This is a genomic window from Janthinobacterium sp. RA13, assembly GCF_000745325.1.
In the GTDB taxonomy this organism is placed as follows: Bacteria; Pseudomonadota; Gammaproteobacteria; order Burkholderiales; family Burkholderiaceae_D; genus Janthinobacterium; species Janthinobacterium rivuli.
Genome location: NZ_JQNP01000001.1, coordinates 6,132,343 through 6,155,774, shown reverse-complemented (window position 1 = coordinate 6,155,774; position 23,432 = coordinate 6,132,343). Strand labels below are relative to the sequence as shown.

The following is a 23,432-nucleotide window of genomic DNA, read 5'->3' as shown; positions in this document are numbered from 1 at the left end:
CAGTTTCAACTTAGCGGTGCATCATTTCTGGTGACGAGAGCAGGAAGGTGTTCCACTCCTGCGGCGAGGCGGCCTGCTCCAGGGCCTGGCGCGTGGCCGGGCTCAAGCCTGGCTGCAGCGACTGGTAATACAGGGCGCTGGCCAGTTGCGGGAACGCGACCTTTTCCTGCGGCTGCGGGCCTTCCGTCTTGAACAGGCCGGCGCTGCCCGAGCCGATGGTGCGGGCGATATCGAAACGCGTCGTCATCTGCCCTGGGCTGGCCCAGGAGGCGTCCGTCAGCGGATAGCCATCGGGGGTCTGGCGTCCGTACAGGGGCTGGCCCATGCGCGAAAGCCAGCTCAGCATGGGGCCCGCGTTCAGGATGGGCTTGTCGTCATAGCTGAGGCGCACGGCCGACACCACGTAATGCATGGGGTCCTTGAATTTCTTGCCCAGCGATTGCTTGAACTCGGCGCTGCTGAACATGGTTTGCAGCACGTCGGCGATCATGCCGTCGCTCTGCTGGAAGGTGGCCGCCATGCGCGCCACCAAGGGCGCGGGTGGATTGTCGCCGACGAAATACTGGGCCAGCTTGCCGCTGATAAAGTGCGCCGTGGCGGGACTGCGGCTCAAACGGTCCAGCGCTTCATCAAGCTCGGCCAGCCCCCGGCCCTTTACCGTTTTCCCGAGGAATTGTTTATCGCCGTAGTCGTGGCGGTTCGGGTTGAACTCGAACAAGCCCCGGCGCACGTATTGCGATTGCAGCGCCGGCTTGACTTTCGGCGTGTCCGCTCCCAGGTTCACGCCCACCCCGGTCAGGATGCGCGCCAGTTCCTGCACATCCGTTTGGCTATAGCCGCCGTTCACGCCCAGGGTATGCAGCTCCATCAGCTCGCGCGCATAGTTTTCATTGATGCGCTTGACGGCATTGGCTTCATTGTCCAGGTAGCGCAGCATGGCCGGATGGTGGACGGTCGCGCCCAGCAAGTCCCGGAATTTCCCCAGTGCATGTGGCGCGATGGCGTTCGCCTCGTAATCGCCCACCATGGCGCGCAAGTTGTGCTTGCCCTGGTGCACGCTGAAATGATTGAGCCAAAACCAGCTCAGTTGCTGTTGCAACTGGTTAGGCGAATACACGTCCAGCAACAAGGAGCGCGTGGCCGCCTCGCGCGCCAGGCGGTTCAGTTCCTGCTGGTACTCCTTTTGCGCCTGCTGCTTCGCCATGTCGTCCATCACGCCGGCCGACTCCTTGCGCTTTTGCTCCACCGACATGACGAGTTGATCCAGCGGCACCTGGCTGATGGTCATGGCGTCGATTTGCGCCTGAACGGCGGGCGGCAAGCTGGCTTTGCCTGGGTGCAACTGTGCCTGCAGCCAGGCGTTCCAGCCTTTGTCCTGCACCTGGCGCACGCTGACCCCGTTCACGCCCCAGCTGACCCGTTCCAGCATGGCGATGTCTTGTGCGGAACTGCTTTGTGCGGAACTGGTCTGCGCGCGATGATCGGCCTGCACGGCAGGTCCGGTCGCGGCGCAGCCGGCCAGCAAGAGCAGGGAAATCAAGGTCGTCGGCAATAGTCGGTGCGGGGTCATGGCGGTCCTTCAAGCGGTTTCATGCAGAATGCTTGAGGGTACGCCCAGGTTGACCCGCGCATGATTGCCATTTGCAACGAGTTGTAATCAAGCAGGATTGTTCGCCAGCCAAGCGCTCACGGCTACGGGCATATGATGATGATGAATAATCTCGGATAAAATGTTATCGGGAGAATTGCGTATTGCAAGGGCAGTTGCGTATTTTCTCTCGACCCAGACATTATCCATACAATACGTCCACATTTAAAAGAAATGAAAATATTATTTATCGCTGCATTAGGAATGTTATCGCTGATTCAAACGCCGTCAGCCTTGGCGGAGAATCTGAATGGGAAAACGCTGTATGTGCAGCGATGTGCCGTGTGCCATGGCGCGGAGATCAAGGGCAACGGGCCATTGGCGAATAAAAGCACGCCTCCCACACCGGATCTGACAAGCGCCGCATTCAAAAAACGCCTGAAGGATTATCCGGGCGTGATTGTATCGTCGGTCATACTGCGTCCGAATGGCGATTTGATTCCAAAGACCTTGAAAGAGAATGGCGTCAAGATCGCGCCATATGCCTGGCGGGTAAAGGATTTTCGCGATTTGAATCAATACATGAGTGAGGTGATTTTAAAAAATCGATGATGGATAGCTGCGGCGGGCACCCAGCGAAGGAAGCATCCACGGTCAATCATGCTGCTTCAATAGCTGCGCGCATTGATCGCGCAGGAAATCGCGCAGCTGCAGCACCAGCGGCGTCACCTGCGCCCGGTGCGTGCAGACCAGGTGCAAGGGCGTCGCTTCGCCCGCCACCTCGGGCAACAGCGCTTGCAAACGGCCAGCGGCCAGGTCGCCAGCCACGTCGAGCCGCGATTTGTAAGCGATGCCCAACCCCGCCACGGCCCAGCGGCGCACCAGGTCGGCATCGTCGGCGCTGCGGTTGCCGCTGACGGACACCGTCACTTGCTCGCGCTGGGGCAGGCGGTAAAAGGTCCAGCGGTCGTGCAAGCCGTCTTCCAGGGCGAAGCGCAGGCAATTGCGCTGCGATAAGTCTTCCAGCGCCAGCAACGGCCCATGCTCGCGCAGGTAGGCGGGCGCCGCCACCAGCACCCGGTCGTTGGCGGGCGCGAGCGGCATGGCGATCAGGCTCGAATCATCTTGCTGGCCATAGCGGATGGCCACGTCGACTTGCTGGCGCACCATGTCGGCCACCCGGTCGCTGACGCTGAGCTGGTAGTGCAGTTTCGGATGGCGCAGCTGGAATTCGTCGAGCCAGCCCAGCATCAGGTTGCGGCCCAGGTCCGAGGGCATGGCAATTTTCAAGGTTCCGCCGAAACTGTCCTTGCCCGCCAGCAGCGCATCGTGGCCTGCGCGCAGCAGGCGCAAGGCTTCGCGCGCGTGTTCCAGGTATTGCGTGCCTTCCGGCGTCAGGCTCAGCGAACGGGTCGTGCGGGCCAGCAGGCGCAAGCCCAGTTCCCCTTCCAGACGCTTGACGGCGGCGCTGGCCAGCGCGGGCGAAATGCCGAGCTCGCGCGCGGCCGCCGACAAACTGCCCCGGTCGGCCGTGCGCACAAATACCTGCAAGTCATCGAGTCGCAGCAATTTTCAGCATTCCTTTGAAAGTGTTTCGGTACGCGCCCCCTGTTTCCAGGCCGGCATTGCCACCATCATACGGTATCCACTCAACGAGGAAGAACATGAAAGCCATCGCCTACCATCACAGCCTGCCCATCACGGATGCCAACGCCCTGCTTGACATCGAGCTGCCCGTACCCGTCGCCACGGGACGCGACCTGCTCGTCGCCGTCAAGGCCATCTCCGTCAATCCCGTCGACACCAAGGTGCGCAAGAACCGCGCGCCGAAAGAGGGCCAGCCGGAAGTGCTGGGCTGGGATGCGGCCGGCGTCGTCACGGCCGTCGGCCCCGATGTGACCCTGTTCCAGGTGGGAGATAAAGTCTGGTACGCGGGCGCCATCAACCGCCCCGGCAGCAATAGCGAATTCCAGCTGGTCGACGAGCGCATCGTCGGCCACATGCCGGCCAGCCTGGACTTTGCGCCGGCCGCCGCCCTGCCGCTCACGGCGATCACGGCCTGGGAATTGCTGTTCGACCGCCTGCAAATTAGCCGCGACAAGAGCCTGACGGGCAAGTCCCTGCTCGTGATCGGCGCGGCAGGCGGCGTCGGTTCCGTGCTCGTGCAACTGGCCCGGCAATTGACAGGTGTCACCATCATCGGCACGGCGTCGCGCGCGGAAACGGCCGACTGGGTGAAGGAACTGGGCGCCCACCACGTAATCGACCACAGCCTGCCGCTGGCACAGGAAATCACGCGCCTGGGTTTGCCGCCCGTCGATTATGTGATCAGCCTGAACCAGACCGACAAGCATTTCGAGCAAATCGTCGAACTGATCGCGCCGCAGGGCAAGTTCGCCCTGATCGACGATCCCGAGCACATCGACGTGCGCAAGTTCAAGGGCAAGAGCGTGTCGCTGCACTGGGAACTGATGTTTACCCGTTCGCTGTTCCAGACGGCCGACATGGTCAAGCAGCATGAATTGCTCGATGAATTGGCGCAGCTGGTGGATGCGGGTGTCATCAAGACCACCCTGGCCGAGCGCTTCGGCACGATCAATGCGGCGAATCTGAAACGCGCGCATGCCCTGTTGGAAAGCAACGCGGCAAAAGGCAAGATCGTGCTGGAAAATTTCCAGTAATCAGGTAACCAATATGGCCCGGAAATCATTGACGTTGGTCAATGTCGGGCCCGTGATCACGGCGTCTCCCAGCGCCTGGAAGAAGCCGTGGCCATCGTTGTTGTCGAGGCTGTCGCGGGGTTTGATGCCCAGCGCCCAGGCCCGTTGCAGGGTATCGGGCGCCAGCACCGCGCCGGCGATGTCTTCCTGGCCATCGACGCCATCCGTGTCGCCGGCCAGCGCGTGGATGCCCGCGTGGCCATCGAGCGCGATGCCCAGCGCCAGCAGGAATTCCACGTTGCGCCCGCCGCGGCCATTGCCGCGCACGGTGACCGTCGTTTCGCCGCCCGACAGCAGCACGCACGGGGCGGGAAACGGCTGGCCCCGCAAGGCCGTTTGCAGCGCGATGCCGGCCATCACCTTGCCCACGTCGCGCGCCTCGCCCTCCAGGCTGTCGCCTAATATATATGGCGTGACGCCGGCCGCGCGCGCCACCGCTGCGGCCGCTTCCAGCGCCATCTGCGGCGTGGCGATCAGGGTCGTGCGCGTGCGCGCCAGGCGCGGGTCATCGGGTTTCACGGATTCGCCGCGCCCGCTTTCCAAGGTCTTTCGTATGCTGTCCGGCAAGTCCATGCCATAGCGGCGCACGATGGCCAGCGCGTCCTCGCACGTCGTCGCGTCGCCTACCGTGGGGCCGGAAGCGATGTCGCCCAGCTTGTCGCCAGGCACGTCGGAAATGGCCAAAGTGATGACTTGCGCCGGATGGCAGGCTGCCGCCAGCCTGCCCCCCTTGATGGCGGACAAATGCCGGCGCACGCAATTCATTTCGCCGATGCTGGCGCCCGACGCCAGCAATGCGCGGTTCAATGCCTGCTTGTCGGCCAAAGTAATGCCGTCCAGGGGCAAGGCCAGCAGCGACGAGCCCCCGCCCGAAATCAGACACAGCACCGTATCGTCGGCTTGCAAATTGCCGACCAGCTCGAGCATGCGCCGCGCCGCGTCCATGCCGGCCTGGTCGGGAACGGGGTGCGACGCTTCGACGATCTCGATGCGCTCGCACGGCACGGCATAGCCGTAGCGCGTGACCACCAATCCCGACAGCGGCCCCGGCCAGTGCTGTTCCACGGCTTGCGCCATGGCGGCCGACGCCTTGCCGGCGCCGATGACGATCAGCCGGCCCTTGGGCGCTGGCGGCAGATGGGGCGGGATGCAGTGCGATGGCTGGGCCGCTGCGATGGCGGCCTGGAACATGGCTTGCAGCAAGGCGCGCGGAGGTGGGGTCGTCGTCATGGTCAATTCCTCCGGTTCGATGGCAGCTTCGTTCAACGGTTCACGATGCGCGCGGGAACGCGCAGCACCAGTATGGCGCCCAGCAGCATGACTGCGGAAAGAATATACAGGGCCACGTCGGTGCCGCCCGTCGCATCCTTGATCCAGCCGACGAGGAAGGGGCTGACGAAGCCCGCCACCTGGCCAAGCGAATTGATCAGCGCCAGGCCGCCGGCCGCCGCCGCGCTGCCGAGAAACGCCGTCGGCAAAGGCCAGAACATGGGCAGGCCGGACAGCGCGCCCATGGTCGCCAGCGACAGGCCGATCAGGGCAATGACCACGTTGCCGTGCGCCTGGGTGGCCAGCAGCAAGCCGCACAGCGCCATCAGCAGGGGGCCGCTCAAATGCCAGCGGCGTTCCTTGTGCTTGTCGGCCGAACGGCCCACCCAGATCATGAAGATGCTGGCGCACAGGTAGGGAATGGCGCTAATCCAGCCCACGGCGACGGGGCTGGCGAAACCCAGCGACTTGACGATGGTGGGCAGCCAGAAGTTGATCGCGTACACGCCCATCTGGATGCAGAAATACACGAGGCCCAGCATCCATACGTGCTTGTTGCGCAACACGCTGGCAAAGGTGTCGGCCGTATTCGCGCTGTTGCGGCGCTGGCGTTCGTCCTCGTCGAGGTCGGCGCGCAGCAGCTGCTTTTCTTCGGCATTGAGCCACTTCGCCTGGGCGATGCCGTCATTGAGCAGCACATACACGAGAAAGCCCAGCAACACGGTGGGTATACCTTGCAGCAGGAACATCCATTGCCAGCCGGCCAGGCCGCCATGGCCCGCGAACGATTGCATCATCCAGCCCGACAAGGGGCTGCCCAGCAAGCCGGAAATGGGAATGGCCGACATGAACAGACCCATGATGCGGCCCCGGCGCGAAGCGGGATACCAGTTCGTAAAGTACAGCACAATGCCGGGGAAGAAACCCGCCTCGAACACGCCCGTGATGAAGCGCAGCGAATAGAACGCGGCCGGCGTGGTGACGAACATCAGGCAGGCCGAGGCGATGCCCCAGGCAATCATCAGGGTGCCGATGACCTTGCGCGCGCCCAGGCGGTGCAGCAGCAGATTGCTGGGCACGCCGCTGGCCACGTAGCCGATGAAGAAAATGCCGGCGCCCAGGCCGTACACGCTCTCGCTCCATTGCAGCGCATCGAGCATTTGCAGCTTGGCAAAGCCGACATTCACCCGATCCAGGTAATTGAACAGGTAGCAGATGAAGATGAAGGGAATCAGATGCAAGGTGACCTTGCGGTAGGCGCCTTCGCGCACGCGATCCTGCGCGGACGCGCCGGCGGACAGGCTGGCGCCTGGTTGGGTGGTCATGGGTGTCTCCTGACTATTTTTTATGGGATGCGACCAGCCCATCGTACAATCGACGGCAGAAACAGTCATCGTGCGGATGCCCTAAGAAACTTGGCATCCAATCGAATGATTTCATGCAAATGCACAAAACGGACCACCCCATGCCGAACATCGACCTTCCCCTGGCGCAAGACATCGTGCGGCGCACCATGCACATCATTCCCTTCAGCGTGAACGTCATCGATGCGCGCGGCGTGATCCTGGCCAGCGGCGACCCGCAGCGCGTGGGCGACCTGCATCCGGGTGCGCAACTGGCGCTGGCCCGGCGCGCCAGCGTGGAAATCGGCGCGGCCGACATGGCCCGGCTGCCCGGCACGCGGGCCGGCATCAACCTGCCCCTGACGGTGCGCGGCGAGATTTGCGGCGTGCTGGGCCTGACGGGCGAACCGGACGCCGTGCGCCAGTTCGGCGAACTGGTGCGCGCCATGGCGGAAATGATGCTGGAGCAGGCGCGGCTGGTCAGCGAGTTGCAGCACGAAAAACGCTACCGCGAGGAATTCGTGTTCCAGCTCGTCTACCGCACCGGCATTTCGGACGCCAGCATGCAGGCGTGGGCGGCGCGCCTGGCGGTCGACCTGCGCGTGCCGCGCGCCATGTTCGTGCTGGAAATACCCGCTGCGGGAGACGGCCCGGGCGAGCGGCTCGACCAGGTGCTGACGCAGCTGCAGCAAGTGCAGTCCGACCTGTCGGCCCGCTGGCCGTCCCTGCTGATGGCCGTCGTCTCGCCGGGCGAACTGGTATTGCTCGACGCCTTTCCCGCCAGCGGCCCGCAGCAGGCGCGCGCGGCGCAAGCCAGGCAGCGCCTGCTCGAACTGCACCAGGTGGCGCAGCAGGCGCTCACGCCGAGCGCCACCCTGTCCATGGGCGTGGCCTTGCCAGGCCTCGATGGCGCGACGGCCTCGTATGAATCGGCGAAGCAGACGGCGCGCGTGGGGCGCGCCCGCGATGCCGGGCAAGCTACTTTTTCCTATCTGGAACTGAGCCTGCCCGTGCTGCTGTCCGGCCTGCAAGCCGGTTGGCAGGCGGAGCAATTGCGCCAGACCCTGGCGCGCCTGCAGGCGCACGACCGCAAGTCGGGCACCCTGATGCGCACCCTGGCCGCCTGGTTCCGCCACCACAGCCACCCGATGGCCACGGCCAGGGCCCTGCACATCCACCGCAACACGCTCGATTACCGGCTGCAAAAGATCGCCGAACTGACGGGGCTGGACCTGGATGAGACGGATGACCGTTTGCTGCTGTATGTTGCCCTGCAGCTCAATGAAGGTGCGCCCGTCTACAATGGCGGCTCGACTGAAAAAACAGGAATGCAATGAACGACGCCATTGAGTGGACAGGACTGGCCCGCACCTTCGGGCTGTTTACCGTCACGGCCGTGGCCGAACTGCTGGGCTGCTACCTGCCCATGCTGTGGCTGAGCAACAAGGGCAGCGCCTGGCTGCTGTTGCCGGCCGCCATCAGCTTGCTGGCCTTCGTGTGGCTGCTGACCTTGCATCCTGCCGCCAGCGGCCGGGTGTATGCCACATATGGCGCCATCTATATCGCCACGGCGCTGGGATGGCTGTGGCTGGTGGACGGCGTCACGCCGGCCTGGACCGACATCGCCGGCGTGGGCATGGCCCTGGCCGGCGCCGCCGTCATTGCCATGGGGCACAAGACGGCTTGATGTGCCTCAGGCGGCGTGCATGCGGAAATTCGTTTCCGCCGACCATGCCGCGCTGGCGCGGGCCAGCAACACGGCTTCGCCATCGGCCAGCCAGTCGTCCGCGTCGGCGATTTTCCACATGGCTTGCAGCAGCTTGCGGCGCAAGTCCGGGTCGGCGATTTCGTCGAGCAGGCTGTCGATCACGCCATTGGCCAGCTGGACGGCGCCATGCACGGTCGAGGTCAGCATGTCGTCGCACAAGTCTTGCAGCAGTTGCTGGAAAGCGGCCGGTTCCAGGTCGATATGTTCGAGGATCTTGCTGCGGTGCATCGCTTGCAGCTCGGCGCTGGCCAGGTTGCCATCGACCACCATCATCAGGGCCAAAATACGTCCCGCTGCCTGGGGACTATTTACTTCATACGTACGCATGATTTTCTACTCTTTCTATTAGTCAATTAAAAGGCGCACCACCGCCAGGCGGGGCGCGCCGTACCGCATTTACTTCTTGTCGCTACGGGTGATGAACACGCTCGCCACGCAACTCGACACGATCAGCACTGCCACTACCAGCAACGATGCTTCCACCGGCACGTGGTACCACGGCATGATCAGCATCTTGGCGCCGATGAACACCAGCACCATCGCCAGGCCATACTTGAGCATGTGGAAACGGTCAGCCACGTCCACCAGCAGGAAATACAGGGCGCGCAATCCCATGATGGCGAACAGGTTCGACGTGAAGACGATGAACGGGTCCGTCGTGATGGCGAAAATCGCCGGGATCGAGTCCACCGCAAACACCAGATCCGTCACCTCGATCAGGATCAGCACCAGGAACAGCGGCGTGACATAGCGCAAGCCGCCCTTTGCCACGAAGAAACGCTCACCGTGGTCGCCGTCGGCCACCCGCAAGTGGCGGCGGGCAAAACGCAGCACCGGGTTGTTCGCCACGTCCGGCTCCGCGTCGGCCGCCACCAGCATGCGCATGCCGGTAATCAACAGGAAGGCGCCGAACAGGTACAACACCCAGCTGAACTCGCTCACCACCCACGCACCGGCCATGATCATCACGGCGCGCATGACAATCGCGCCCAGCACGCCATAAATCAACACGCGGCGCTGGTACTGGATCGGCACCTGGAAGGCGCTGAAGATCAGCAGAAAGACGAACACGTTATCGACCGACAGGGCTTTCTCGATCAGGTAGCCGGAGAAAAATTCCAGCGCCTTCTGGTTGGCGATCTCGGGACCGGCTGTGCCGTTCAGATACCACCACAGGCCGCCGTTGAACAGCAGGGCCAGGCTGACCCACACGAGCGACCACGTGGCCGCTTCCTTGACGCTGACCTTGTGCGCTTTGTTGCCGCCGAAGACGAACAAGTCCAGCGCCAGCATCACCAGAACAAAGGCGATGAAGCCGGCCCACATGGGTGCCGTAGCAATACTTTCCAGGCCGTTCATCGGCGGCCTCCGCAACTGTCTGTTTGTATCCTGAAGTCCATGACACTCTCCTTGCATGAATTGAGCAGCCATCATAGTCCGAATATAAACATCGAACAAATCGAATATAATTTACGAATACATCGAAAAATTCGATGAATTAATCTATCGGAAAAGCCCATGTCGACACTCAACTTCAAACACTTGCGCTATTTCTGGATGGTGGCCAAGACGGGCAGCATCGCGCGCGCGGCCGAACAGCTGCACCTGACGCCGCAATCGATTTCCGGGCAACTCAGCGAGTTTGCCGACACCCTGGGCGTGGAACTGTTCCGCCGCAGCGGGCGCCAGCTGGAATTGACGGACACGGGCCGGCGCATCCTCAGCCATGCCGAAAGCATTTTCAGCACGGGCGATGAATTGCTGGAAATCGTGCGCGACCAGTCACGCACCACGACGACGACCTTCCGCGTGGGCTGCGCCGATTCCGTGTCGAAACTGATCGCCTGCCGCCTCGTCGCGCCGGCGCTGGGACTGGCCGAGCCGCTGCGCATCATTTGCCGCGAAGGCAGGCTGGCCAGCCTGCTGGCGGACCTGGCCGTGCACCGGCTCGACCTGATCATGGCGGACCGCCCCATGCCGGCCCACTTGAGCGTGCGCGGCTTTAACCATTTGCTCGGTGAAAGCGGCATGACCCTGTTCGGCACACAAGCCCTGGCCGCCACCCTGACGGGGGACTTTCCGCAGTGCCTGGACGGCGCGCCGCTGCTGCTGCCCGGCGAAGACTTCGCCATTTACGGGCGCTTGCTGCAATGGCTGGGCGACAACAATCTGCACCCGCGCATCGTTGGCGAGTTCGACGACAGCGCCATGATGAAAGCGTTCGGCCAGTCCGGCGCCGGCCTGTTCTTCGCCCCCACCGTCATCGCGCCCCAGGTGTGCGAGCAATACGCCGTGGTGGCGCTGGGTCGGGTCGACAGCCTCGTCGAGCAAGTCTACGCGATCACCACGGAACGGCGTTTGAGCCACCCGGCCACCATCGCCATCAGCCAGAGCGCGCGGCATGAGCTGTTTGTGTAACAGCCGCAAAACCGCAAGCCATAAATACATTTGAGCAAATACATCTATATAATGGCAAGTCTTCCCGACGCCCTGCGCGCCCCTTCCTGGACTTGCCGCGATGAAGCACTTGCACGATATTCCCTCTGCCTTCAAGCATGAATTTGCCAACCCGCGCCTGTGGTGGTCGCGCGCCGTCGTCGTCGGCATGGCCGCCATCGCGGGCCTCGTCGTCGTCGGCTTTACGTGGCTGGCGGAGGAAGCGCTGGACCTGTTCCTGTTTTTTAACGGCAAGGCCTGGTGGTTCGCCCTGCTGTGGACGCCAGCCTGCGCCGCCCTGCTCGTCTGGCTGACGCGCCGCTATGCGATGGGCGCGGCCGGTTCCGGCATCCCGCAAGTAATGGCGACACTGGATCCGGCCGTGGCGCCCGAGCAGCGCTCATTGTTTGTCTCGTTGAAACTCAGTGCCGCGAAAATCGTCCTGACGGCGGGCGGCTTGCTAGGGGGATTGTCGCTGGGGCGCGAAGGCCCGTCCGTGCAAATCGCCGCCGGCGTGATGCTGGCAGCGCGCCGCTGGCTACCGCGGCACTCGCAAGTGAGCGCCCATTCGCTGCTGGTGGCCGGCGGCGCGGCCGGCATCGCGGCCGCCTTCAACACGCCGCTGGCGGGCGTCATGTTTGCCATCGAAGAACTCTCGCGCTCGCCCGAGCAGCGCAACAGCGGCCTCATCGTCGCTGGCATCGTGCTGGCCGGTATGATGGCCGTGTCCATCCACGGCAACGCCACCCACTTCGGCATCATCCACCCCGGCCCCATCGGCCTGGCGCTGGCCTTGCCGGGTTTACTCGTCACCCTGGTCGCAGGCGTGGCCGGCGGCCTGTTCGCCCGGCTGCTGCTGGCGTCCGCGAGGGGCAATCCGCTGGGAAAACTGTCCGCGTGGAGAAAGGGCCGGCCCGTGCTGTTCGCCGCCGTCTGCGGTGTGCTGGTGGCGGCCATCGGCATCGCCAGCCACGGCGCCACGTTCGGCAGCGGCACCGTGGCCACGCGCGCCATGCTGGAAGGCTCGTCCGACATGGCACCCGCTTTTGTTGCCTTCAAATATGTGGCGACGTGGCTGACCGTCTGGTCGGGCGTGCCGGCCGGCATTTTCGCGCCATCCCTGGCCATCGGCGCCGGCATCGGCCACGATATCGCCGTGCTGCTGCACTACCCGCACGCGCCGGCCCTGATCGCGCTGGGCATGGTGGGTTTCCTGGCCGCCGCCACGCAGGCGCCGCTGACGGCGTTTATTATTGTCATGGAAATGGTCGATGGCCACGGCATGGTGCTGAGCCTGATGGCCTGCGCCGTGGTGGCCAGCACGGTTTCGCGCGTACTGAGCGAACCACTGTATGGGGCGCTGGCGCAATTGCAGTTGCAGCGGCTGCCGCAGGCCAGCCGGGAAACTACATCGTAAACGGAAACGGTTGCATGCCCGCCTGCCTGTCATCGGGAGCGACGACGGCCAGCAAGGCGCTCAAGCCCTGGTTCAGGTGCGCCAGGCTGTCGGGATCCAGCAGAGCCAGCGCGCTGGGCAGCAAACCGCGCGCCGGCTGCGGCGCGCCGGCGATCACGGCCTGCCCCTCCGCCGTCAGGGTGAGCGTGACCACGCGCTGGTCGGGCTGGTCGCGCGCCTTGCGCACATAGGCTTTCTTGACTAGCGCCTCGACCAGGTTGCTTGCCGTCGTCTGGTGGATCGACATCTTGCTGGCCAGCTCGCCCATGCGCAGGCCCGGCCGTTCCAGCAATTCCTGCATCACCCACAATTGCGCGCCCGACACGCCGCATTGTTTCTCGATCTGCGCCGAGTGGCGCTGCGCCGCGCGCATGACGACGCGCATGTTTTGCAAGGCCATGCCTTGCGCCCTGGCCAACGCCGAAACTTCCGCTTCCACCACCATTGCCTCCAGTTATCCCACCGGCTTCGCGCCTGCTGGCGGGCCGGAATCCCTGCATGATACCTGCAATGGCGGCGCGGAACTAACTGCTTGTTACGGGCTGACCGTCACGCCATGCCTGCTCCAGCACCTGCTTGCCGGTCTGGTCCCACTGGCGCTCGATACCGTGCTTCTTGCCGTGCTCGTACGGCACGATCTGCCGCAGGCTGCCATCGCTGTACCAGGTTTGCAGCAAGCCGTGGCGCTGGCCTTCGACGAATGGCGTCACGCTGGCGCGCACGCCGTTGGCATGCCAGTCCGTCGTGTCGCCGTGGTCGCGCCCCTGCGCGTCTTTCTGCCACGCAAACACGGGCCGGCCACTCGGCCCCCACGTTTGCAAGCTGAGCACGGCACCTTTCTGGTACAGCGTTTTATTCGACATGACGCCATTGCCATGGCTTTCAAACGACCAGCCGTCAGGCTTGCCGTGCACCCACACGGTCCTGGCCAGCACGCTGCCGTCCTCGGCATACGTGACGAACTCGCCCTCGCGCTGGCCATCGACGTACTGTCCCCGTTGGAACAGCTTGCCATCGGCATAAAACGATTCCTGCACACCATCCATCTGACCATTGCGTCGATACGAGCGGCTGCTGACGGCCCCATTCGCGCCATACGACACCTGCTCGCCATCGGCCATCTCGTCGCCGTGATACAAGGTGCGGCTCATCAGCTGGCCATTCTCGTGATACGTTTCCGAGATGCTGTCGCGCCCGTTCGGCAAGGCCGTCACCTTTTGCTTGACCTGGCCGTTTTCAAAGTACACGCAGCCGCCGAGCAACTCCTCGCCCTGGGCATTGAAGTAGGTTTCGCGCAGCAACTGGCCATTCTCGTAGTAATACTTGCGGAAACGCACGAACCTGACCTGGCTCAGATCCAGGTCCGTGGTGTAGGTTTCAAAGGCCAGCACGCCCGGCGTGTCGGCAAATTCCAGCCGCACGTGCCAGGCGCCCAGCGCCTCGTCGCGCACGGGCGGCGTGCGCAGCGCATACACGGCGCGGCGCTGGTTGCTCGGCATGAAATTTTCATCCAGATACATGGCCTGGTCTTCCTCCTGTCGTGTGGGCGTTGGTTTTGGCGCCGCGGACTGCTCCTGTGCCGCCAGTGGCAGGGCTGCACCCATGCCCAGCGCGGCGGCCAGCAGCCAGCGCATCGTCTGTTGATTCTTCATGTTGCTCCATTGATCATATTGCTTTGCGGCCACCATCATAAAGGCAAGCGCCGTTCGCCATGGGCACGATTGCCGCCCCATGAAAAAAGGCCGGGACGAACCTGCTGGTCCGGCTCCGGCCTGGCGGGTGCGCGTGCGCAGTTTCAGCCCAAGCCATCCTTGACGGGAGACAGCTGGCTCGCATGCAGGCGCGCATACGCGCCGCCCTGCCGCAGCAAGTCCGTGTGGCTGCCCGCTTCCACCAGGCGGCCGCCCTGCATGACGACGATGCGGTCGGCGCTTTCGATGGTCGACAGCCTGTGGGCGATGACGATGGTGGTGCGGTTGCGCATCAGCACTTCCAGCGCCGCCTGCACGGAACGCTCCGACTCCGTGTCCAGCGCGCTGGTCGCTTCGTCCAGCAGCAAAATCGGCGCATCCTTGTACAGGGCGCGGGCAATGGCCAGGCGCTGGCGTTGTCCGCCCGACAGGCGCGAACCATTCTGCCCCGCCTGGGTCTCGTAGCCCTGCGGCAACTGCATGATGAAGTCGTGCGCGTAGGCGGCGCGCGCCGATGCTTCGATTCTGTCCTGGTCCGGGGCCGGGTCGCCATACGCGATATTCGCCGCCATCGTGTCGTTGAACAAAATCACATCCTGGCTGACGAGGGCGAACTGGCGCCGCAGGGCCAGCAAGGCATAGTCGCGCAGGTCCACGCCGTCGAGCAGGATCTGGCCGCCGCTGACGTCATAGAAGCGCGGCAGCAAGCCCAGCAAGGTTGTCTTGCCGCCGCCCGAGCCGCCCACCAGGGCCACCGTTTCGCCGGCGCGGATGTCGAGCGTGATGTCGCTCAAGGCCGTGGGCGCATCGGGATCATCGCTGTTGTAGCGGAAGTGCACGTTCTGCAAGGACAGATTGCCCTGCACCGTGACGGGCGCGATGGCGCCCGGGTCCGGTTCCAGCGGCGTGTCGATCAGGCCGAAGACGGACTCGGCCGCCGCCAGGCCACGCTGCAGCGGTTCATTGATCTTCGTCAAATTCTTGATCGGCGACTGCATCGCCATCAGCGCGCCCATGAAGGCGACGAAGGCGCCCGGCGTGATGGCGCCGCTTTGCGCACGCAGCATGGCGAAATAAATCACGGACGACAGGGTGATGCCGACGAGCATCATGATGAAGCCGGAATTCATGGCCGAGGTGGCCGCGTGCTTGACGGCCAGCTGGCGGTTGCGCTTGACCACGTCGACGAAGCGCGCCTGCTCATAATCCTGGCCGCCGAAGATTTTCACGACGCGCTGGCCGCCGATGCTTTCGTCGAGCACGGAGGTCAGCTCGCCCACGGCTTGCTGCGAACTCTTGCTCAGGTGGCGCATGCGGCGTCCCGCCAGAGTCACGACGATGGCCACGATGGGCATCGACGCCATGCAGAACAGGGCCAGTTTCACGTCGATGCTGAACAGCAGGATCAGATAACCGATGGTGGCGACGGAATCGCGCACCATCACGTTGAGCACGTTCAAGCCCGCCTGCGACACCTGGCTGGCGTCGAAGGCCACGCGCGACTGCGTCAAACTGGTGGTGGTGGTATCGAAAAAGCGGCTGGGCAGGCGCATGATGGTGGCGAACATTTTTTCGCGCAAATCGGCCTGCACCCGGCTCGATAGCCAGACGGAACCATAATCGCCGGCAAAGCTCGACACCATGCGCAGCACGGCCAGGCCCAGGATGGTGGCGGGAATCACCCATAAGTCCACCTGCCCCGCCTGTGCCGGCAAGAAACGGTCGATCCAGCCCTGCAACATGCCCATCACGCCGGACGCGGGCGCGACCTGCGTGCTGGCCGTCGCGCGCATGGCGTCGACGACGTTTTGCAACTGACGGATTAACAACACATCGGTGGCGGACGCCACGCCCACGGCCAGCAAGGTGGCGGCAACGATGGCGCCATAGCGGCGAAACTGGCCGGCCAGGCGGAAGAACAGGAGGCGACTTTGCTGCATGCAGGTGAGAAAAGTGAGGGTAAAGCGTGATTCTAACCGCTGCCAGACTTACCTAGAGGAAAGTCGCACCTTGCCGGCACAGAACCGGCAAGGGAACTGCACGGACGATCAGCTCTTCGCCACTTTCCACGCGCTCGTGCCAGCCTTGCAGACCTTCAGCTTGAGCGTCTGTTCCTGGCCCTTGGCGCTCAAGTCCACCTGCACCTTGCGGCAGGTTTGCGCATCCGTCTTTTCAGTGTCGCTGGCCGTGATACCGGCGGCGATACGCACGGAATTGCGCAAGCCTTCATTGCTCCATTGCACAGTTTCGCCATCTTGCTTGTCATTGAGCACGTCGGTGACGGCCTTGACGAAGACGGGCTTGTCGTTCTTGTTCAGATAGGCCATCGGCGTATCGGCCAGGAAACCCAGGCCGACGGCGGAAGCGGAAGCGCTGCAGGCAGCCAATGCCAAGGTGGCGACGATATTCTTATAGCGTGTACGCATCATGTCCAGCCCCTTAAAGTGAATTCGATATTACTTGCAATATACGCCTCGATATTACTCTCGATAAGACGTTTAACGCCGGCATTCTATATTTGTTTTCGTAAAGCAAGTGTACGCTTGACTTGCCGCCGCTGCGGGCCAACTATGGCAATAGTTTCCAATTATTAACTTTGCCTGCAGCCACTATGCTGGCGCGGCAGCGATGAAAGGATGGCGGCGATGGCCCTGGCACAAGAGCAGCATCTGATGGATACGTGGCAAACGGGCGGCTTGAAAGCGCGCGCCTGCGATTGCGGCGGCACCGTCTTCACCATCCTGCACCAGCGGGTGATGGCGGACATGCGGCGCCGGCAGTTTCTCGGTGGCGCGGCCGCCATGCTGGCGCCCTTCATCGGGCTGTCCACCAGCAGCGCCATCGCCCAGCAGCCGCAAACATCCCAGCGGCCATTGCTGCTGACCAATCTGCGCCTGTTCGACGGCACGGGCAAAGCGCCCCGCTCCGGCATCCACGTGCTGGTGACGGGCCCGACGATTACCGCCCTGCTGCCGGCCGGCGAGAAAGTCGAGGGCGCGCAAGTGATCGATTGCCAGGGCAAGCTGGTGATGCCGGGCCTGATCGACGCCCACTGGCACACCATGCTGGCCGCCATCAATCAGGTGACGGCCATGACGTCCGACGTCGGCTATCTGTATCTTGTGGCGGCGCAGGAAGCGCAGCGCACCTTGCTGCGGGGATTTACGTCCGTGCGCGATCCTGGCGGCCCCGCCTTTGCATTAAAACGCGCCATCGATGAAGGCATCGTCGACGGTCCGCGCATCTTCCCCTCGGGCGCCATGATTTCGCAAACCTCGGGCCATGGCGACTTCCGCTTGCGCTCGGAGATTCCCCGCGCGGCCAATGCACCGCTGGGCATGGCGGAAACGGCAGGCATGGCCATGATCGCCGATGGCGAGGCGGAAGTGCTGCGCCGCGTGCGCGAGCAATTGATGCTGGGCGCGACGCAAATCAAGATGATGGCCGGCGGCGGCGTCGCGTCGATGTACGACCCGCTCGACAGCACGCAATATTCGGAACGCGAACTGCGCGCCGGCGTGGAAGCGGCCGCCGACTGGGGCACCTATGTGATGACCCACGTCTACACGCCAAAAGGCATACAGCGGGCCATCCGCGCAGGCGTGCGCAGCATCGAGCATGGCCAGCTGGCGGACGACGAGTCCGTACGCCTGATGCGCGACACGGGCACGTGGTGGAGCCTGCAGCCTTTTCTGATGGATGCGGATGCGAATGTCTACCCCGATGCGGTGCGCAAGGCCAGCCAGGCCATTGTCTCGGAAGGTACCGTGAAAGCGTATGCGCTGGCGCAAAAGTACGGCATCAGGACGGGCTGGGGCACGGACATCCTGTTCAGCCCGAAAAACACGCCCACCCAGGGCCGCCAGCTGGCGAAACTCACGCGCTTTTACGATCCACTGACCTTGCTGGCGCAAGCGACGGGGCAAAATGGCGAACTGCTGGCCCTGTCCGGCCAGCGTTCGCCCTATCCGGGCACTTTGGGCAAGCTGGCCGTGGGCGCGTTTGCCGATCTGCTGGTGGCCGATGGCGACCCCACGAAGAATCTCGATTTCCTGGCCCAGCCTGAAGAAAATCTGCTGCTGATCATGAAGAACGGGCGCATCTACAAGGACAAACTGAGCGCGCCATTGGCAGGCTGACGGCAGGCGCGTTGGCAACGGCGGTGGCTTGCAGCATAATGCGCCCATGTTCAAACTGACTTTTCTCGGCACGTCTTCCGGCGTGCCCACGCGCCACCGCAACGTCACGTCGCTGGCCCTGCAAACCACGCACAACCGCGACTGGTGGATGATCGATTGCGGCGAAGCGACGCAGCACCGGCTGCAGCGCATCCCCCTGTCCGTGCACGACCTGGTGGGCATTTGCATCACCCATGTGCATGGCGACCACAGCTATGGGTTGCCGGGCCTGCTGGCCAGCGCCTCCATGACGGGGCGCAAGAAGCCTTTGCTGCTGATCGCCCCGGCCGCCATCAAGGCCTGGATCGACGCGACGCTATTGCATACGGAACTGTTCCTGACGTATCCACTGATCCACATCGACGTGGACAGCGCGCCAGTCGTGCATGAGGAAGCGGGCTTGACCATCTCACGCCATGCGCTGTCGCACCGCGCGCCGAGCGTGGGTTATCGTTTCGCGCTGGAAACGAGCCGATGGAAGCTGGACAAACCGGCCTTGCTGGCGGCCGGCGTGCCGCCCGGCCCCGCCTGGGGACAATTGCAAGCGGGCCAGGATGCGATCCTCGACGATGGCACGGTACTAGCGGCCAGCGCTTTCCGCCAGACGGACACGCAGCGCGCCACGGTGGTGATCGGCGGCGACAACGACACGCCGTCGTTGCTGGCGGACGCCTGTGCCGGCGCGCAATTGCTCGTGCATGAAGCCACCTACACGGAAGCGATGCTGCAGAAAGTGGGGCCCGGCCCCACGCACAGCTCCGTGCAGCGCGTGGCGCAGTTCGCCGAAGCGGTGCGCTTGCCAAACCTGATCCTCACCCACTTCAGCGCCCGCTATCACCATGCGGAAGGCATGGCCGAGCTGGAAGCGGAAGCCCGGCTGCATTACTCGGGCGAACTATTCCTCGCGCGCGATTTCGACAGCTATGAACTCGATGCGGCAGGTGTGCTGAGCAAGCTGCCGGCAAAGAAATCTAGTGGGGATTGACGCCGTACTGCGCAGCATATTCAGCGGCCAGCGCGCGCGCCGCCTGCTGCTGTGACGGCGTGAGGATTTCCAGCAACTGATCGCGGTTCTTGACCGATTGCGCGCTGCCCGCCTCGGCCGGCATGGCGATCCACGCATACGCCTGCACGTAATCGAGCTCCACGCCCTGCCCTTGCGCGTACAGCAAGCCGTATTCATTCTGCGCCGACAGGGAACCGGCCTCGGCCGCCTGCTTGTACCAGAACGCCGCCTCGGCAAAGTCTTGCGGCACGCCATCGCCCTTGCGGTACGCCTGCGCCAGGTTGAATTGCGACTGGCCATCGCCCGCCTCGGCCGCCTGGCGGCCATACACAAGCGCTTGCGCCGTATCTTGCGCGACGCCATCGCCGCTCGCATACATCAGGGCCAGATTGGCCAGCGATGGCGGAAAGCCCGCCTGCGCGGCGGCCGTGAACAATTCCACCGCTTTCGGCAAGTCTTGCGTCACGCCATGGCCCTGGTAATACAGGCTGGCCAATAAATGCTGGCCGGCCGGATCGCCGGTGCGCGCGGCCGCGTCGAATTGCCTGAACGCCTCGGCGTAATTATGATCGTTATACGCAAGGATGCCCGCTTCATTCAACGATTCAGGAGAGGATGTCATCAGAATTCCTTATTCGGGGATTTTTGGGCATTGTACACAGCACTGTTCCGCGCAGAATGCACGATAGGAAACGGTGTGGCGCATTGCCCAAATCATGCGTTATCATCATTCTCCGCCTGATGCAATCGGGGCATTGTGCTCCACATTGGCTCCCAGTACCCGCCCAAGAATATCGCCATGAAACTGATTGCTCTGCTTTTATCCCTGATTTCCACCTCGGCTTATTGCGGCACCTTGCACCTGGACAAAGCCGCCACAGGAAAAGTGCGGCAAGCGGCCGATATCCGTTATGCGAATCACGATGAAAAACAAACGTACCAGCTGAAAGTCGGCAGGCAGTGGATCCATGGCAGTTGCAGCACCAGCGGCACGGGCAATTTGCACGCGCTGCTGGTCGACATGAATTTCGACGGCCATGCCGACCTGTGGGTAACCGGTTACACGGATAGCCAGGGGCGCATCCGCTGTTCCGATGTGTGGCTATGGGATGCGCCGGCGAAGCAATACCGTTTCAATCAACCCTTGTCAGCGATTCCGAATCTGGATATCAGCATAAGCGATCAAAAAATCGAAGGCGGCATCCCCAATTGCGGCTGCGCAGCGCAATGCTTTTATGAAGACAGCTATGCGTGGCGGGCTGACAAATTAATCGCCACCGCCCGGCGCGAACAGGATTGCGAGCGCTATCGGGAATATCGCTTGAATGAAAAAGACGCCTTGATCATCGTCAAGGATGAAATCATCGACAGCGGCAATCCCGGCCAGCAGGCCATTGACAACGTAAAAGCATATGACTGGCAGCGCCATGCGCAAACCATGCGCAAACCCTGGGAATGATATTTATCCTGCCATCCGACACCATTGAATAAATAAAACACATGACGACACATCCAGCATCGATTACTTTCCATGCCGCCAAGGCGGAAGATACGCCCGCGTTCATCACATTGCGCGGCAAGACACGGCAAAACGCCATCCCAAAAGAACGTCTGGCGGAAGTGGGCATCACGGCCGTCACCTGGGCGGAAATGATGCGCTCGGGCAGCTTGCCTGGCCAGGTCTGCCATCACGATGGCCAGCTGGTCGGCTACTGCTTTGGCGAGCGCGACACGGGCGAAATCATCGTCCTGGCCCTGCTGCCGGAATTCGAGGGCCTCGGTATCGGCAAGACCTTGCTGGAACTGGTGATGACGGAACTGCGCGCGCAGGGTCACCAGCGGCTGTTCCTCGGCTGTTCCAGCGATCCCGCCTCGCGCTCCTACGGCTTTTACCGTTACCTGGGCTGGACGGCGACGGGCGAGACGGACAAATATGGCGACGATGTGCTGGAGTTTCGCTTTACGGCCTAAGCGGTCAAGCGGTGGGCATCCCACACGCGCATCAACTGCGTGATGGCAGCGTCAAACACGGCGTAGCCAACGCCATCGCGGGCCTGAATCGACACGCCCGATAAAAAGCTGTCGAAGACGGACGCCAGCGCAACCGCATTTGTGTCAACCGGCAATTCGCCGCTGGCCATGCCCCGCTCCACGCAGCGCGCGAAGCCGGCGCGCGTGCGGGCGCGCGAAGCCGTCAGCGGTGCAGCCACGGCCGCATGCTCGGCCGTCGGCGCGCTCATGCAGCCAAGCGCCACCATGCAGCCGGGCGGATGGCCCGGCTCGGACTGCATGCGGGCCGACTGGCGCAAGGCCAGCTCGATGGCCGCGCGCGGCGCCAGGCCATCGTCCCACAGGCATTCCGTCACGCGGGCAAACGTGTCCAGGTAGCATTGCGCCGCCTCACGGAACAGCGCTTCTTTCGAACCGAACGCCGCATAAAAGCTGGGCGCGGAAATGCCGCCGCCCAGGCTCGCCTTGAGCTGGCTCAAGGACGTCGATTCATACCCCTGCTGCCAGAATAAAAACATGGCCTGTTCGACCGCTGCCTGCCGGTCGAACGTGCGCGGCCGTCCCATTTGCGCCATCCATCGCTCCTTCTCATCTGCTCATACGCTACTTACATACTACTCGATACAGAAGTCGTTGACAACGCGGCACGCCATCGCCTATATTTATACCGATCGGCACATATGTACCGCCATAACGGTCGGGGGATTCCTGCGCCCGATTACTTGACAAGGATGTTTGCCGTGAATCACGCTACGCTCACCACCGGAACCAGCCCTGCGCTGGCCGATCGCCTCCCCGTCGCCGGCCTGCTGGCTCTGGCCATGACGGGTTTTATCTGCATCGTGACTGAAACCTTGCCCGCCGGCTTGTTGCCGCAAATCAGCGCGGGCCTCGGCGTCAGCGCCGCGCTGGCCGGGCAAATGGTCACGGCCTACGCGCTCGGCTCCCTGCTGGCCGCCATTCCGCTCACCATCGCCACGCGCGGCTGGCGCCGCCGCAACGTGCTGCTGCTGACCATCATTGGCTTTCTCGTGTTCAATACCGTCACGGCCCTGTCGCCCCACTACTGGCTGACCCTGGCGGCCCGCTTCTTTGCCGGCATGGCGGCCGGACTGGCGTGGAGCTTGCTGGCCGGCTACGCGCGCCGCATGGTGGCGCCCCATCAGCAAGGCCGCGCCCTGGCGCTGGCCATGGTGGGTGCGCCCGTCGCCCTGTCCCTGGGCGTACCGCTGGGCACCTTGCTCGGTTCCCTGGTCGGCTGGCGCGCCGCGTTCTGGATCATTTCCGCCCTGACATTGATCCTGATCGCCTGGGTGCTGGCGAAGGTGCCCGACTACCCGGGCCAGTCCGTGCATGAACGCCTGCCCCTGCGTCGCGTCTTCACGACGCCGGGCGTGCGCCCCGTGCTGGCCGTCGTCATCGCCTGGATGCTGGCGCACAACATTCTCTACACCTACATCGCCCCGTTCGTGGCGCCGGCAGGATTGACGCAGCGAATCGACCTGGTGCTGCTCGTCTTCGGCGCCGCCGCCATGGCCGGCATCTGGATCACGGGCCGGCTGGTCGAGCGCCACCTGCGCGCCACCGTGCTGGCCAGCCTGGCCGTATTCGCCGCGACGGCCTTCGTGCTGGGTGTCGCGTCGCACCTCCCCTTTGTGATCTACCTGGGCATGGCCGTCTGGGGCCTGAGCTTCGGTGGCGCGGCCACCCTGCTGCAAACGGCGCTGGCCGACACGGCCGGCAGCGGCGCCGACGTGGCCTTGTCGATGAATGTGGTGGCGTGGAATGGCGCGATTGCCGCCGCGGGCGTGGTGGGCGGCGCCCTGCTGGAAACCTGGGGCGCGGACGCTTTCCCGTGGGCCATGGTAGCTTTGCTCATGCTGGCCTTTCTCGTCGCCTGGTCGGCCCGCGCGCACGGTTTCCGGCCGGGACGACGCAGCGGCGGCGCGCCCGTGGCCGGGCATTAA

23 protein-coding genes are annotated in these 23,432 nt (G+C 63.5%); 11 read left to right on the top strand and 12 right to left on the bottom strand.

From position 1 onward, the window contains the following. Positions 1-10 precede the first annotated feature (10 nt). A complete protein-coding gene (locus FG13_RS27355) occupies positions 11-1,570 on the bottom strand; it encodes a DUF1800 domain-containing protein (RefSeq protein WP_035826204.1) in 1,560 nt (519 codons plus the stop codon). A 252-nt stretch (positions 1,571-1,822) separates the two neighbouring features. Between FG13_RS27355 and FG13_RS27350 the strand changes: the two genes are divergently transcribed. Then, positions 1,823-2,200, top strand: coding sequence for a cytochrome c (locus tag FG13_RS27350; RefSeq protein ID WP_035826201.1), 378 nt, complete (start codon positions 1,823-1,825; stop codon positions 2,198-2,200). Between the two features lie 42 nt (positions 2,201-2,242). On the opposite strand, the gene FG13_RS27345 is transcribed toward FG13_RS27350, so the two are convergent. After that, complete coding sequence (locus FG13_RS27345; RefSeq protein ID WP_035826199.1) at positions 2,243-3,157, bottom strand: LysR family transcriptional regulator; 915 nt, start codon at positions 3,155-3,157, stop codon at positions 2,243-2,245. Between the two features lie 95 nt (positions 3,158-3,252). Here FG13_RS27345 and FG13_RS27340 point away from each other — a divergent pair, with 95 nt between their 5' ends. Then, the gene (locus FG13_RS27340; RefSeq protein ID WP_035826197.1) at positions 3,253-4,269 is read left to right on the top strand and encodes a zinc-binding alcohol dehydrogenase family protein; all 1,017 of its coding nucleotides are present in this window, start codon (positions 3,253-3,255) and stop codon (positions 4,267-4,269) included. On the opposite strand, the gene FG13_RS27335 is transcribed toward FG13_RS27340, so the two are convergent. Together FG13_RS27335 and FG13_RS27330 are read right to left on the bottom strand one after the other, a co-directional pair. Then, positions 4,270-5,538 (bottom strand): glycerate kinase type-2 family protein, encoded by a 1,269-nt coding sequence (locus FG13_RS27335; protein ID WP_035828875.1) that lies wholly within the window; start codon positions 5,536-5,538, stop codon positions 4,270-4,272. Between the two features lie 32 nt (positions 5,539-5,570). Next, positions 5,571-6,902: an MFS transporter gene (locus FG13_RS27330; protein WP_035826195.1), complete on the bottom strand. Its 1,332-nt coding sequence runs from the start codon at positions 6,900-6,902 to the stop codon at positions 5,571-5,573. A gap of 113 nt (positions 6,903-7,015) precedes the next feature. On the opposite strand from FG13_RS27330, the gene FG13_RS27325 reads away from it, so the two are divergent. Next, positions 7,016-8,257: a sugar diacid recognition domain-containing protein gene (locus FG13_RS27325; RefSeq protein WP_235211816.1), complete on the top strand. Its 1,242-nt coding sequence runs from the start codon at positions 7,016-7,018 to the stop codon at positions 8,255-8,257. After that, a complete protein-coding gene (locus FG13_RS27320) occupies positions 8,254-8,607 on the top strand; it encodes a YnfA family protein (RefSeq protein ID WP_035826192.1) in 354 nt (117 codons plus the stop codon). The genes FG13_RS27325 and FG13_RS27320 overlap by 4 nt, the downstream gene beginning before the upstream one ends. Positions 8,608-8,613: 6 nt before the next feature. On the opposite strand, the gene FG13_RS27315 is transcribed toward FG13_RS27320, so the two are convergent. Beyond that, complete coding sequence (locus tag FG13_RS27315; protein WP_035826189.1) at positions 8,614-9,015, bottom strand: tellurite resistance TerB family protein; 402 nt, start codon at positions 9,013-9,015, stop codon at positions 8,614-8,616. A gap of 69 nt (positions 9,016-9,084) precedes the next feature. After that, positions 9,085-10,047, bottom strand: coding sequence for a TerC family protein (locus FG13_RS27310; RefSeq protein ID WP_035826186.1), 963 nt, complete (start codon positions 10,045-10,047; stop codon positions 9,085-9,087). 159 nt (positions 10,048-10,206) lie between these two features. Here FG13_RS27310 and nhaR point away from each other — a divergent pair, with 159 nt between their 5' ends. Then, on the top strand, positions 10,207-11,106 hold the full coding sequence (gene nhaR / locus FG13_RS27305; RefSeq protein WP_035826183.1) for a transcriptional activator NhaR: 900 nt from the start codon (positions 10,207-10,209) through the stop codon (positions 11,104-11,106). A gap of 100 nt (positions 11,107-11,206) precedes the next feature. After that, positions 11,207-12,541, top strand: coding sequence for a chloride channel protein (locus tag FG13_RS27300; RefSeq protein WP_035826180.1), 1,335 nt, complete (start codon positions 11,207-11,209; stop codon positions 12,539-12,541). Here FG13_RS27300 and FG13_RS27295 read toward each other — a convergent pair. From FG13_RS27295 to FG13_RS27275, 4 genes are all read right to left on the bottom strand, one after another. Further along, positions 12,531-12,980, bottom strand: a complete 450-nt coding sequence (locus FG13_RS27295; RefSeq protein ID WP_235211815.1) for a MarR family winged helix-turn-helix transcriptional regulator — start codon at positions 12,978-12,980, stop codon at positions 12,531-12,533. The two genes, FG13_RS27300 and FG13_RS27295, sit on opposite strands and share 11 nt — an antisense overlap. Before the next feature lie 124 nt (positions 12,981-13,104). Beyond that, positions 13,105-14,232: a toxin-antitoxin system YwqK family antitoxin gene (locus FG13_RS27290; protein WP_161784215.1), complete on the bottom strand. Its 1,128-nt coding sequence runs from the start codon at positions 14,230-14,232 to the stop codon at positions 13,105-13,107. Positions 14,233-14,375: 143 nt separating this feature from the next. After that, positions 14,376-16,211 (bottom strand): lipid A export permease/ATP-binding protein MsbA, encoded by a 1,836-nt coding sequence (gene msbA, locus FG13_RS27280; RefSeq protein ID WP_035826174.1) that lies wholly within the window; start codon positions 16,209-16,211, stop codon positions 14,376-14,378. 108 nt (positions 16,212-16,319) lie between these two features. Beyond that, a complete protein-coding gene (locus FG13_RS27275) occupies positions 16,320-16,700 on the bottom strand; it encodes a hypothetical protein (protein ID WP_035826171.1) in 381 nt (126 codons plus the stop codon). A gap of 216 nt (positions 16,701-16,916) precedes the next feature. On the opposite strand from FG13_RS27275, the gene FG13_RS27270 reads away from it, so the two are divergent. Continuing rightward, positions 16,917-18,410, top strand: coding sequence for a metal-dependent hydrolase family protein (locus tag FG13_RS27270; RefSeq protein ID WP_235211814.1), 1,494 nt, complete (start codon positions 16,917-16,919; stop codon positions 18,408-18,410). A 46-nt stretch (positions 18,411-18,456) separates the two neighbouring features. Continuing rightward, entirely contained in the window at positions 18,457-19,434 is a 978-nt protein-coding gene (locus tag FG13_RS27265) for a ribonuclease Z (protein WP_035826166.1), read from the top strand. Here FG13_RS27265 and FG13_RS27260 read toward each other — a convergent pair. Then, positions 19,421-20,077 carry a tetratricopeptide repeat protein gene (locus tag FG13_RS27260; RefSeq protein ID WP_081922739.1) on the bottom strand — a complete coding sequence of 219 codons (657 nt, stop codon included), beginning with the start codon at positions 20,075-20,077 and terminating at the stop codon, positions 19,421-19,423. The two genes, FG13_RS27265 and FG13_RS27260, sit on opposite strands and share 14 nt — an antisense overlap. A gap of 177 nt (positions 20,078-20,254) precedes the next feature. Between FG13_RS27260 and FG13_RS27255 the strand changes: the two genes are divergently transcribed. Both FG13_RS27255 and FG13_RS27250 read left to right on the top strand, forming a co-directional pair. Further along, positions 20,255-20,914, top strand: coding sequence for an XAC2610-related protein (locus tag FG13_RS27255; protein WP_152598875.1), 660 nt, complete (start codon positions 20,255-20,257; stop codon positions 20,912-20,914). 41 nt (positions 20,915-20,955) lie between these two features. Continuing rightward, complete coding sequence (locus FG13_RS27250; RefSeq protein WP_035826158.1) at positions 20,956-21,426, top strand: GNAT family N-acetyltransferase; 471 nt, start codon at positions 20,956-20,958, stop codon at positions 21,424-21,426. On the opposite strand, the gene FG13_RS27245 is transcribed toward FG13_RS27250, so the two are convergent. Beyond that, positions 21,423-22,040 (bottom strand): TetR/AcrR family transcriptional regulator, encoded by a 618-nt coding sequence (locus FG13_RS27245; protein WP_035826157.1) that lies wholly within the window; start codon positions 22,038-22,040, stop codon positions 21,423-21,425. The two genes, FG13_RS27250 and FG13_RS27245, sit on opposite strands and share 4 nt — an antisense overlap. Positions 22,041-22,196: 156 nt before the next feature. Here FG13_RS27245 and FG13_RS27240 point away from each other — a divergent pair, with 156 nt between their 5' ends. Continuing rightward, positions 22,197-23,432, top strand: a complete 1,236-nt coding sequence (locus FG13_RS27240) for an MFS transporter (RefSeq protein ID WP_035826155.1) — start codon at positions 22,197-22,199, stop codon at positions 23,430-23,432.